Annotated in this window: 11 protein-coding genes and 2 pseudogenes; 7 read left to right on the top strand and 6 right to left on the bottom strand. The window is 60.0% G+C overall.

Annotation, left to right across the window (positions count from 1 at the left end; translation table 11 throughout):
* Window positions 1-25: 25 nt before the first annotated feature.
* From AC3IUA_RS17445 to AC3IUA_RS17430, 4 genes and pseudogenes are all read right to left on the bottom strand, one after another.
* Entirely contained in the window at window positions 26-514 is a 489-nt protein-coding gene (locus AC3IUA_RS17445) for a GFA family protein (protein ID WP_489355734.1), read from the bottom strand.
* Window positions 466-744, bottom strand: coding sequence for an Ada metal-binding domain-containing protein (locus AC3IUA_RS17440; RefSeq protein WP_489355732.1), 279 nt, complete (start codon window positions 742-744; stop codon window positions 466-468). The genes AC3IUA_RS17445 and AC3IUA_RS17440 overlap by 49 nt, the downstream gene beginning before the upstream one ends.
* A 38-nt stretch (window positions 745-782) precedes the next feature.
* Window positions 783-1,400, bottom strand: a complete 618-nt coding sequence (locus tag AC3IUA_RS17435) for a DNA-3-methyladenine glycosylase family protein (RefSeq protein ID WP_489355731.1) — start codon at window positions 1,398-1,400, stop codon at window positions 783-785.
* Window positions 1,401-1,681: 281 nt separating this feature from the next.
* Window positions 1,682-1,944: pseudogene (locus AC3IUA_RS17430) on the bottom strand (LysE family translocator); the annotation flags it as partial.
* 557 nt (window positions 1,945-2,501) lie between these two features.
* Here AC3IUA_RS17430 and AC3IUA_RS17425 point away from each other — a divergent pair.
* Together AC3IUA_RS17425 and AC3IUA_RS17420 are read left to right on the top strand one after the other, a co-directional pair.
* The gene (locus AC3IUA_RS17425; RefSeq protein WP_489355729.1) at window positions 2,502-2,930 is read left to right on the top strand and encodes a helix-turn-helix domain-containing protein; all 429 of its coding nucleotides are present in this window, start codon (window positions 2,502-2,504) and stop codon (window positions 2,928-2,930) included.
* A gap of 36 nt (window positions 2,931-2,966) precedes the next feature.
* Window positions 2,967-4,478 (top strand): hypothetical protein, encoded by a 1,512-nt coding sequence (locus AC3IUA_RS17420; RefSeq protein ID WP_489355727.1) that lies wholly within the window; start codon window positions 2,967-2,969, stop codon window positions 4,476-4,478.
* Window positions 4,479-5,404: 926 nt separating this feature from the next.
* Here AC3IUA_RS17420 and AC3IUA_RS17415 read toward each other — a convergent pair.
* The gene (locus tag AC3IUA_RS17415) at window positions 5,405-5,716 is read right to left on the bottom strand and encodes a hypothetical protein (protein WP_489355726.1); all 312 of its coding nucleotides are present in this window, start codon (window positions 5,714-5,716) and stop codon (window positions 5,405-5,407) included.
* A gap of 400 nt (window positions 5,717-6,116) precedes the next feature.
* On the opposite strand from AC3IUA_RS17415, the gene AC3IUA_RS17410 reads away from it, so the two are divergent.
* The 5 genes and pseudogenes from AC3IUA_RS17410 to AC3IUA_RS17390 form a co-directional block, all read left to right on the top strand.
* On the top strand, window positions 6,117-7,091 hold the full coding sequence (locus AC3IUA_RS17410; RefSeq protein WP_489355724.1) for a quinone oxidoreductase family protein: 975 nt from the start codon (window positions 6,117-6,119) through the stop codon (window positions 7,089-7,091).
* Between the two features lie 79 nt (window positions 7,092-7,170).
* Complete coding sequence (locus AC3IUA_RS17405; protein ID WP_489355722.1) at window positions 7,171-8,160, top strand: LysR family transcriptional regulator; 990 nt, start codon at window positions 7,171-7,173, stop codon at window positions 8,158-8,160.
* A 125-nt stretch (window positions 8,161-8,285) separates the two neighbouring features.
* On the top strand, window positions 8,286-8,666 hold the full coding sequence (locus AC3IUA_RS17400; RefSeq protein ID WP_489355720.1) for a RidA family protein: 381 nt from the start codon (window positions 8,286-8,288) through the stop codon (window positions 8,664-8,666).
* Between the two features lie 135 nt (window positions 8,667-8,801).
* Window positions 8,802-9,131, top strand: a complete 330-nt coding sequence (locus AC3IUA_RS17395; RefSeq protein ID WP_489355719.1) for a DHCW motif cupin fold protein — start codon at window positions 8,802-8,804, stop codon at window positions 9,129-9,131.
* Window positions 9,132-9,343: 212 nt separating this feature from the next.
* Window positions 9,344-9,727, top strand: a pseudogene (locus tag AC3IUA_RS17390) (methyl-accepting chemotaxis protein); the annotation flags it as partial.
* A gap of 139 nt (window positions 9,728-9,866) precedes the next feature.
* Here AC3IUA_RS17390 and AC3IUA_RS17385 read toward each other — a convergent pair.
* Window positions 9,867-11,903, bottom strand: a complete 2,037-nt coding sequence (locus tag AC3IUA_RS17385) for an LTA synthase family protein (protein WP_489355717.1) — start codon at window positions 11,901-11,903, stop codon at window positions 9,867-9,869.
* Between the last annotated feature and the right edge of the window lie 20 nt (window positions 11,904-11,923).

Here is an 11,923-nt window from a genome sequence, read left to right as displayed (position 1 = left end):
ATCTTTTGAGCCTGCTCCCGATTGCCTATCGGCTCAAACCCAGCCGCTCATGCCACTGGGCGATGGATTCTTCGGGGTAGGCCTCGAATTGCCGGTCGCCGGGGTGCGCCTCGACCTCCACCCAGTCGGCTTTCGAGCCGAGCATCAGGTGGGTGTGCTCCGGTGGTACCGGCAGCGGTGTATCGATGGCCGAGGCGAACGGATGGATCAGTTCCGGCCACTCGGGGCTGAACAGCCAGAGCGCACTGCCGCACAGTTTGCAGAAGTGCCGCTCGGCCGTGCTGCGGCGGGCGCGACTGTCACCTTCATTCTTGATCCGCGCGTGATAGACCGTGATCTGCTTGCGACCGCGGACTTTCAGACTGTTGGCATCACCCCCCAGGTTGATCGCGTAACCGCCACCACCCTGGGTCTTGCGACAGATCGAGCAATAGCAGCGTTGGTAAGGGTAGGGATGGGCGCTGTTCAGGCTGAAGCTGACCGCACCACAATGGCAGGAACCTTCGAGCTGCATGGGAACCTCCGAAAGGGCAATTGGGCTTTCCACTCTGCATACTGGCCCGGCATACACCGCGCGCACGGGCGATAACCGGCGGCGCGGGCTGTGGCTTCATCGAGAAAAAACACTCTATGGGCCACGTAGCCACCTCGCGCAATCGCGCGCAAGGCGGCGGGGCAGTCCAGGCGGCCGTAGATCCGTGATCGGCGATGACCGCCGAGGGTCCCGGGTTCAGTGCTTGACACGGGTTGGCCTTGGCGGCCGAGCAACAGGAACGGGCGGCTCAACGGCTTGGCACTCGCCACAAATACCAGGCTGCTACGGTCCGGTAGGGGCTCCAGGGCTGACCGAGGTCGATCATCTGTTTGCGGGTTGGCTGTTGTTCCAGGCCTTTGAGACGGCGATAACCGTCTCGTACGCCAAAGTCGTCGGCAGGCAGGATGTCCGCGCGTTCCAGGGAGTAGATCAGCAACATCTCCACGGTCCAGCGACCGACGCCGCGCAGGCTGGTCAGCCTTTCGATCAGCGCGTCGTCATTCATCCGCAGTGCGCTCGGATAATCCGGAACTACGCCAGCGAGTGTGGCCTGGGCGATGCCCTGAATCGTCGCGATCTTGCTCGCGGAGAAACCACAGGCTCGCAGCACGTCAAATTCCGTCGCCAGAAGCTGCTCGGCACTCGGGAAGTCCTGTTGCGGAAAAAGCGCCAGCATCCGACCCAGAATCGCATCGCCAGCGCGGGCATGCAGTTGTTGATAGGCAATCGCCCGTATCAGTGCTTCACAGGGATCACGAGCCGGTTTTGGCTGGTGCAGGCAAGGGCCGATGGCGGTGATATGCCGCGCCCAGTCCTCGTCGATCGAGGCCAGGAATGCGCTGGCGTGATGGTAAGTGTCAGACATAGGGATTCCTGAGACAGGGCGGCGGTCACAGCATGCAGTCTGAACCCCAGACAGCAGAGCAGCACCCCGTCTCTTGCGTTCAAACTTTCTCCGGATCTACACATCCCCCGTAGCAGCTGGCGAAGCCTGCGTCCGGCTGCGTAGCAGTCGTGATCATTCGTGCACGATTAACCTGAAAAAGCGGTGTCTGATTTTACGACTGCTTCGCAGCCGAACGCAGCCTGGCGGCAGCTGCTACGCGCAAGGCCTGCACCCAGTCGGGCGCGATAGCCGTGGCGTCCTCAGGCGCGACGCGCCATCAGCAATACCGAAGCGGCAGCCGATAACAGCCCGGCGCAGCAACGATTGAACATACGCTTGCCACGCGGCTCGGCGAACCAGCGCCGCATGTGCAGACCCATATAGGCGTAGGCGCTGATGGCAATCCATTCCAGGCACAGGAACAACACACCGAGTACCGCGAACTGCGCAGTGACAGGTTGTGTCGAGTCGACGAACTGCGGCAGGAACGCGGTGAAAATCAAATGGCTTTCGGATTGCCTGGACTGAACGAGATCTTGCATCTGCAATGTGCCTATGATGAGAGGCAGATACCGACCCTCTCCGGCCGTTCGGCCTAGCGCCCAGTCAATGGCTGATTCCGAGGGTTCAACTGCCATTCGAACGACCACGCCGGTACCTGTTTCTTGCGCAAGACCTTCGAGCACCGACTGGCGGTTGAAAAGGGTCCGAAACGTGCGATCGGCCTCAACGACGGCCACAAAGAGGCCCGGCCGGGATTCGCCAAAAATCCGCCACATCTCAATCTAAGTTCATGATTTGAATGCGATATGGACGGCTAGACCGATTTGGTCAATTCGCCTTTCGCGAAGATAAGCTGTCCCGCAGTGAGTCCGGCGGCACGCACCGTTCTGCCGACAACGTGACAATACAACGGCAAGACCTGTCTACATTGATAGGGTGCTAGTGCTTTAAATAACCAAAGAATCGCTGCAGAAGTAAATTGTGCGATCGAAAGATCGAAAGTTAAATTGGCATGACCTATGATCGCCGCGCCCACGGAACCCGGATAATTCAGCGTTAGCGCTTAGGGAGAAGCACATGAGGCCGGATACGAGGGCTAAACATTTCGGTGACCGGCTCGTCGCAGCCATGCAGCTCCGCGGGAACTACAAGGCGACGGCGCTGGCATGCGCGTTGAACGTGGACGAGGCGACCATCAGCCGGTGGAAGCGCGGCGGCCCCATCACCCTGTCCCATGCAGTCAGTCTGTGCAATGCGCTCGACATATCAATGGACTGGCTGTTTCGCGGTATTGGCCATCCTGGAGCGCAGCACGGGCCCGATGTCGGAAATCCTCCGCCGGAAATCACCAAGCGCACTGTCGATGAGGTATGCGTGCTTCTACACGCCATCGAACACCTGATACACAGCGGTCTTGCGCGGGATGCAAGCGTCAGTCTCCCTGCGCAAGTGTTTGTAGAAAACTCATTGGGTGATTTGGTTAATGCTTATTTCGGCACCGATTGAAGGTGCCAATCCGAAAACCACCTAGAGGATTCCGCAATGCCCGCCATCTCTGATGCAATGAAGACTCTAACGGAGCAGTATTACAACGCCATCATCACACAGTTGGGCCTGAGCGACCAGCAATTCCAGCTCGCCCAGGGCAACGTTGCCCTGGGCGCGACCTCGCAAAACCTCTGGGCGATGATGGATGCAATTCCGCCCATCTCTGTCGTGAAGAAATGGACGCCCGGCGGCGTCAACACCTTGTCTTCTGAGTACGGTGCGCTGATCACGCGCATCCAGGACACCGCGACCGGCGCCTTCCAGGCGGCGCTGGGCGACTACTACTCGGCGTGGCAGACCTACCTGAAGGCAAACCCGCCGACCGCCGGCAAGTCCATCATCGAGGTCTACACCGCCTGGGCCTACTCGTGCGGGATGCCTCCCGACCAAGCGAACAAGACCGTCGGCCTGTTCCAGGCCGCGGTCAATGGCCCGGTGACACAGGCCAACATTGCCTGGTACGCCGCCGGCGGTCAGACCGCGATCAAGGCCTACACCCAGACAGTCGAGACGATCGACAACACCATCGCCGGCGCGCCCGCAGGCAGCGTGACGCTCAATTCGCAGACCCAGTCCTCCGATACCAGCCACACCTGGGCCAACGGCGGGATCGAGGGCTTCTTCGACTTCTTCTTCGGCGGCGGCGAGTCCAGCTACGACAGTGTCAGCAGCCTGGTCATCGCCAGCGAGCTCGACTTTCAGATCAAGTTCGCCCACGTGAGCACCGTGGCGGTCACGCCCCTGGCCAACGGAACCGTCACCGCCGGGCCGACCACCTACCAGCCCTGGTACGTGCCCGCGGCGCTGCTGCTCGCTTACTCGAACAACAACAACAACACCTGGCAGACCGGCACCCCGGACTGGACGACCTTCTTTGGCCCGCAGGCCACGCTGCCGCGCGTCGCCAGCGCCCTGGTCATCGTCGACGGCATCTCCATCACCGTCACGTCCGGCAAGTCCGTTGACCAGAACAGCCGCACCCAGGTCGAGGCCGCCTTCGAGGTCGGCTTCTTCCCGTTCTTCGGCGTGGAGGGCTCCGGCGGCTGGGATACGAGCACCAGCTTCTCGGACGAAGGGATCATGACGGTCACGTCCACCTGCCCACAGGGAAACCCGCAAGTGCTCGGCATCCTCCAAAGCCCGATCTCGAGCTACGTCTCGGAAGCGGCACTTCGCGCCGCGATGCGCGAAGCGCGCCCCGTGACCCTGATGAGTCAAGCGGAAGGGAGCCGCGCGGAGGTGCGGGCCAAGGAGGGCGCGATGCAGGTCGCGGTGGTGCAGGTAAACTGGACCGCCGCCGCCATCGCCGGGCTGAATGCGGCCATCCCCAACCCGGGCCTGCGCCAGCTCACCGCGAATTTCGTCGACACCTGGGTGCAGAACAACGCGCCGAACTGGGTGATGGGTGTGCAGTACCAGTGGCACTCCGTCGGCCGTACCGCGACAGCCCAACTCGTGGCAATCGCGGGTGGCGACCGCATCGCGCGGGTTGTGGCTTTTGCCTGAGCCATCGATTAGGACCTTCGTTACAGGGAGGCAGCGCTCTGACGCCGTAGTTCCATTGATGGGCTGAGGTGGCGGGGGACAATAATCGCTAACAAGCGCCTCAACCCGAAGGCCGGCCAGCTCCGCTGGCCGGCCCCCTCGCGACTTCGTCGCGCGGCGGCGGGTTACGCACGGCGTTAAATATCTATGCGCGTTCCGCAACCGTAAGCGGGCAGCGAATCCGGCTTGACGGAGTGGGCTAGCCGAAGGTCGCCATCGGCCGTCAACGATAAGGCCGCAATGCCGCAACGAAGCCGCAGAAACGGAAGGAGCAGGGCGGGCCGGGCCGGAACTCTCGTTCAGCGGATAAAAAAGGGGTATTCGGATTCAGCGGTTGACATTCGCCATGCCATATTCAGGGCGAAGCAGGCCGGGAGAAACAGGGTGAGGGTCGCGAGATCCATGAGGGGTTCCATGGGGGCATTTTTTATTGCAGGTGCTTATCGCTATCACCATAGCCGCGGACTTCAGCCGGCGAATCCTCAGAGTGTATGTGATGTCGCTGGAAAAAATCAGCCTCCTGGTTTCGGCTGATCCAGATGCTGAGAAAAGTCACTCCAGAAGGAATGTGGGAGAGTTCACTTTCGCAGAAGTAGCCGGTTTGTCAAAGAGCCAATCAAAAACTCCAAGGATCCCTCCCAGCCATAGGGTACCTATGACAATAACCAACGCGACAAGTCCCTTGTAGTTCATTGCTGGTTTCCTCATCGAGTTGTAATCAATCCGGGAGCTGATCGGGAAATGTACCGAGGTAATTGAAAGGCTGCGCTCCGATAAATTATCAAAGTGTAGATGAAACCCAAGGCACAAAGGTGCGAACGCCTTTGGTCGACTGGCGGCCGGATTCTGAGTGTCTCGCTTACCGTTCGACGAAGCCGATCAGGTAATTACCCCTGACCAACTTCAGCGAGCTGCTGATAGCTGGAAAACTCAAGGTCCGACATTAATTGACACCGTGCTGATTTTATTCCCCGCCTGGAGAGGACCATCTCTTCCAGAATCTCCCGTGCAAGCCTGGCGATTGAATCGGCTCCGCGGTAATTCGATCTGACTATGCCGGTGATCGCGAAATGATCCGAGTCGGGTCCGGTCAAAATCGCTGAGAGGGTGCCATCCGGATGAAGGTTGCACTCAACGTGATAGCTGGGAAGCCGCGCAGCCAAGGCTGCTTCTATTTCGACTTTATTGAGCGCGTCCATTTGGCGGAGGGTCCTGAGGGAGGGGGCAGCTTTCGATCCTTGGCCTTGTACTGTCTGAATAAATGATGGCGTCATGCCCTCAAGTCTGCCCCATTCATGACTGCTAAAAACCGGTTGCTCGTTCGTGACACGGTATATCTGAGGCGTCGCCTTGGACAAACTCGATCCTGACCATAACGGCCTATGGCATTAAATAAGTCTGGACCAGGTTGTACTGTTTTGCTGTGGCGTGCGGATGGGTGGTGTTTTTTAGAACGGCTCACATCCTGGCTGGTTTATCGCGATGTTTACTCGCTATTGATGCATGCTGTGCAGTTATGATCTGCAATGTACCTGGCTAGTACCGAATTTATGACTCATTACACTCTTCAGCACGATGAATGTGCCTCTGGAGAGCAAAATGGTAAATAACGTCAGGATTCAGGAAATGGGTGGGCCTCAAGTTCTACGGCTCGAGCAGACAACTCCCCAGACACCGGGTGCGGGAGAGGTCTGGCTGGAGCAAACGGCCATAGGGGTCAACCCGCTGGATCTGAGTCAGCGTTCCGGTGCTGTGCGTATCGCTCTGCCCTCCGGTCTCGGCCTTGAAGGGGCTGGACATGTTAGGGCGATAGGGCCGGGCGTCACCGAGGTCGCGGTGGGAGACCGGGTCGCGTACGCCACTGGCCCGATGGGTGCCTACGCCAGCGGTCGACTCTATCCGGCAAATCGGCTAGTGAAGATTCCCGACGGACTCGGTCTCGACGAAGCGGCAGCTGTGCTATTCAAGGGGATCACCGCACAGTACTTGCTCAAGACCACCTACCCCGTTGGCCCGGGCACCCGGGTGCTGTTGTACGGAGCTGCGGGTGCGTTGGGGCAAATCATGGTGCCGTGGGCCAAACACCTCGGGGCCTTCGTCATAGGTGTGGTCTCGAAGCCTTCGAGTGTCGAGCGCGCCAAGGCCGCCGGTTGTGATGAAGTGCTGGTGTTCGACGCGGTCAAGCTTGCTGACCAGGTGGTGCAGGTGACCAGCGGGAAAAAGGTCGACGTCGTGTATGACCCTGTAGGCCGGGTATCCTTCGAGGCCTCCCTGGATAGCCTTCGTCCCCGCGGCCTGATGGTGTCTTTCGGAATGGCATCGGGAGCGCCGAATGCCATCGAGGTCAGCACCCTCAACGCCAAAGGTTCGCTCTTTCTGACCCGGCCGTCCCTTGCCGCACACGCAGCCACCCCGGATGAGTATCAAGAGCGCGCAAAGGATGTGTTGCAAGCGGTCGCCGAAGGTATCATCCAGCCACGAATCTGGCGTCGCTACCCGTTGGCCGATGTAGCCCAGGCACACGCCGATCTGGAAAGCGGGCGGTCGCAAGGGGCGATCATCCTCACGCCTTGAGTCGAGGCGGGGGCCGTTGCCTCCCATTGGCCTGCGCCATCACCTTTTGTCTGTTTGAGTTCGCGAGGTGGGTAGTTGCATGGACCTGTTTGATAGTCGTCAGGCGGATGAGCTCGCCACGCTTCTCGCTCTGTCAGAGCACGGCTCGTTTGCCGCGGCGGGGAGGGTGCTGCAACGTCACCCTTCGGTGCTGTCCAAGCGGCTCAGCGCCCTGGAGCTTCGTCTCGGGATACGCTTGGTCGAACGGACCACAAGACAGCTGCGCTTCACGAGTGAAGGGGAGCGGCTGGTCACGCAACTTCGCCATGCAGTGAGCTTGATCACCGAGGCGGAGCATGATGCAGCCCAAGGCGCGGCGCAGGTCAGGGGACGACTGCGGATTGCCTTGCCTGCGGCGATGGGCCGGTTGTGGCTCAGCTCAATGGTGTCGGAGTTCGCCTTGGCGTACCCCGAGGTTTCGCTGGAGGTTGAGTACTCGGAGCGATTCGTCGACATTGTCGCGGAGGGCTTCGATGCGGCGATCCGAATCGGTGAGCTTGCAGATAATCGACTGGTTGCCAGGAAGCTGTGCGACCACCGTCGTATCCTGTGTGCCTCACCTGCCTACCTGCAACGCAATGGCGAACCGAAAGCTCCGGCAGATCTCACGGTTCACAATTGCCTCGGCTTCACCGGGCTGCACAGTTACCCGGAGTGGAAACTGACGAAGGCTGACGACCAGAAGTCCGTCAAGGTGCGTAGCGCCATGGTCAGCAATGACAATGAGGCATTGCTCTCGGCCGCTCGTCTGGGGGTGGGCATTCTTGCTGGTGGAGAGTGGCTCATGAAGAGGGACATCGATGTCGGCCACCTCGTCAGGGTGCTACCGGAATGGAATCTGGATGCAAACGCGGGCGTGTATCTGGTGCGCCCGTCCGCCAGGTACAACACGGCAGCTACGACTGCGTTCAAGCACTGGATCGAGGAAAGATTTTCGGCGGGGGCACCCTGGGAGTTACCGATTGAGGCATCGGTCTTTGGCATGCCGCGGGGAGCGCCCATCTGCTTGCCTGCCAAGTTTTCGAGCTAATTCACCAACGGCCCGACGAGGGGGCTGTAAACTGGCCGCGCAAAAGTGACCGGGCCCACTGACACTGTCGAGCCGGCCGCCCCATGCACGACCGCCCCGTTACCACCTCAAACAAGAGATCCCCCATGGCAAACCACGACCTCACCTTCATCCCCGACCCCGACGCGGAATCCATCTCCTCCGACGTCGCCGGTTTCGGTGGCCTGCTGGTCTCCACGCAGATTCCCACCCGCGCCGACGGCAGCCTGGAGCTGGGTGGCATCGTCGAGCAGAGCGAGTGTACCCTGCAGGCGCTCAAGGTAGCGCTGGAGCGCGCCGGCAGTTCCATGGACCGGGTCCTGCATCTGACCATCTACCTCACCGACATGGCCGACCGCGCCGCCTTCAACGAGGTTTACCAGCGCTTCTTCGCCAAGCCCTGGCCGGTTCGCGCCGCCGTTGGCGTGGCCGCCCTGGCGGTCGAAGGCATGCGCGTGGAAGTCACAGCGATGGCAGCCAAGGGCTGAGTCCGCGGATTTATCCGGCGGTCCTCCTTAGCGAGCGGCCGCGCCTGTATCCCCTAAATGCAGGTCATCTGTGTCTATTGAAAGCACCACTGGATGGGTACGGTCCACAGACGCTCTTTCATCGATGAGGCAACCATGGATCTGACGGCAATTCCCTTTGGTACGACCGATTGGTCGACTGTCGAACCGGTCCGGCATGCTGGACAGACGGGTACTGCCTATTGGCGGACCTGCCAGTTTGGTTCGGCGCGGGTGCGGATGGTTGAATACAGTCCCGGATACCTGGCCGATCACTGGTGCTGGAGAGGCCATATCCTGTTGTGCCTGGAAGGCGAGTTGCACACGGAACTGGTGGATGGTCGCCAGTTCACCCTGACCCCCGGGATGAGCTATCAAGTGGGCAACGAAGCTGAGGGACACCGCTCGTTCACCACCAGTGGCGCGAAGCTGTTCATTGTGGATTAACCCAGGGCAACAACGATCCAGTCAGTGCGACCCGAACCAGGGGTGTGGGGGAAACTCCTGCTAAATGCGGCCAAGGCATTCGCCTGAAATACGTCCTCACGGCGGCGGCCAGCGAGGGCATATCCCTGCCTGTCTCAGGACCTGTTCCGAAAGTCCCGGATACCCCTTGCACAAGAGAAAATCCGAAGGAGTCTCAGGGATGGGCGAGCGCTGCGCTCGCCCACCGCACCCAAGCGTCGACCGTGGAAATCGAAGGCATGATCAGTACCGTGCAATCGGGCGCTAACGGGGCTGTCACTGCCATGGGCAAGAGTCTGTCGCTGGCCACCAACACTCAGGAACTGGCCCAGAGCGCCGGGGCAGCGCTGGAGAAGATTACAGACAGGGTCGTCACCATCAACGAGCGCAATCTGGTGATCGCTTCGGCGTCCGAAGAACAGGCTCAGGTCGCCCGCGAGGTGGACCGTCATCTGCTAAACATCCAGGACCTCTCGACCCAGACCGCTGCGGGTGCCAACCAGACCAGCGCCGCCAGCCAGGAACTGTCGCGGCTGGCCGTCTCCTTCAATACCCTGGTAGCGCAGTTCAAACTTTAAGGTACTGAGGAAGAGCGGTTCACTGCTGATCAAGAACCTTGATCGAGGTTGACTGACTTCCTCAGCACCCCCGCTACCCGCGTCACGGACAGGTCCGTGTTTATCTGGACCCTAGGCGCGGGTTGGCGGGCACTTGCAGTCACTGTCGCACGTTCTGGTACAGCATCAACCTCGAGGTTTCATGCATGGCGCGGGTCAGCTGCACCAGGCGTTTGAACTCTTCGGGGTTTTGCTGAGCCACGTTGTCCATCGGCGTCTGTGAGGCCAGGTCGTGGAGAGTCGGCGAGCTGCCATCGTGCGCCATCTGCACCATATAGTGTTGAGTAACGCCGGCAATGACCGGGAACGTGCCCTCATGTAATACCAACGGCACCACGCGTTCACCCTCGGGCGCAGGTTGTTGAATATCACGACCCATGCCGCTGTTGCGAAACTCAAGGCCGGCCATCCCCGCCACGGTTGGCAGCAAGTCCACCAGGCCGACCGCTTCCTTGACGGTACGCGTCCCGAGCAAGCCAGGCGCGTGGATGATCATCGGCACCGCATTGCTTTCCAGGCCCAGTTGCTCATAAGCCGGTGCCAGGAAAGGGATCTGGGCGATACGGGTGTTATGGTCGCCAAACAGCACGAAAATGGTGTTGTCGTAGTAGCCACCTTCTTTGGCAATTTCCATCAGGCGTCCGATGTTGAAGTCCAGCAAGCGCACTGCGTTGTACTGCTCGACACTGCGCGATCCTGCCGCCTGTACTTCTGCCAGGGTAGGGTGCTTGACCTCGAATCCATCATTGCTCTTGGGAATCGTGAAGGGACGATGGTTACCGGCAGTCTGTACATACGCAAAGAACGGTTTGTCCTTGGGCAGGGCTTGCAGGATCTTGTCGGTTTCCTTGAACAGGTCCAGATCTGAAATCCCCCAGACGTCCACCACCGGGGATTTCCAGTCGCGCTCGTCGAACAGCCGGACTCCGTCGATGCTTTGCCGAATCAAGGCATTCATATTGGCCCAGCCGGAGTTGCCGCCGATGGTGTAGAGCTTCTCGTACCCGGTGAAGGCATTGATCAGTGTGTGCTGCTGGGTGATCAGCGGATTACGCGTCGCGGTTTCCTGGCGCGTGACGTCAGGGACCCCGGAAATGCTGGCCCAGACGGTTTTTGCAGTCCCGGTAACCGGAACATAGAAGTGCTCGAAGAACCAGCTCTGCGTGGCCAGGCGATCGAGATTGGGTGTCGGATTGATCGGGTTGCCATAGGCCCCGACGGCGCTGGTGCCCAGCGATTCAAGCATGACGAACATCACGTTCGGTGGCCGGGAGCCGGGTATTTTGTAGGGCTGTGGCGCCTGGTGACGTACGAAATTGAGGGTTTGCGGATCGGGCTGATCGACGCCCAGGTAGTTGGCCATGACCGGGTAGTGTTCGCGCACCTGCGCTTCGTCATAGCGCGACTGGCCGACTTTGACCGTGTCGTAGAGGAAAATCACCGGGTTCAGGCCCAGGGCGGCAATCTGGTTATTGCCCGAGAAGAACGCGTCGCTCCAGCGCAAAGGCACAGGGTTTTCAAGGTTCATGTTCTCGACACGGCCCAAAATACCCAGCAGCACCAACACGACCATCAACGCGCCACCCCAAGTGGCAGAGAGCGGGTGAATGGCTTTGCGGGGGCGGTCCAGCGTCACGCGTTCCAGACGCACCAAGGCCAGTGTCACCAGCGCGACCGTTACCAGCCAACCCAGTGAAATCCAGATAACCGGGTAGGTTTGCCAGACCATGTCACGGGATATTTGCGCATCCTCGATGAAGCGCAGCACGGTGGCGTTGATCCTCACGCCCAGGTACGCGTAATGGCCAAGATCGATGATATAGATCAGCAGCAGGACGCTCAGGGTTGCTGCCACATACACCCGTGCCAGCCGGCGAAGCAGGCGGCTGCCGACTAGATTCCAGCGAGGAATCCAGGCCAGCAGCGCCAACGGCAACATCACCAGGATGGCCAGGCGCAGATCGAAACGAAAGCCGATGCCCAAGGTTTCCAGGACGGCATTTTCGTCGATCAGGGCTCTAGCATCGAAACCGGAAAAGCCGAAAAAGAACACCACCCGCAGCAGTGCAAACAGCGAAAACACAATCGCCGTTGCGCCTACCCAGTAATGCAAACGTCTCGATTTCAGCCAACCCATCCATCTTCCCCTGTCAAAAA

This window comes from Pseudomonas sp. KH_050 (genome assembly GCF_057838875.1).
The sequence above is the reverse complement of the archived record's forward strand: the minus strand, read 5'-3'. Positions and strand labels throughout refer to the sequence as shown.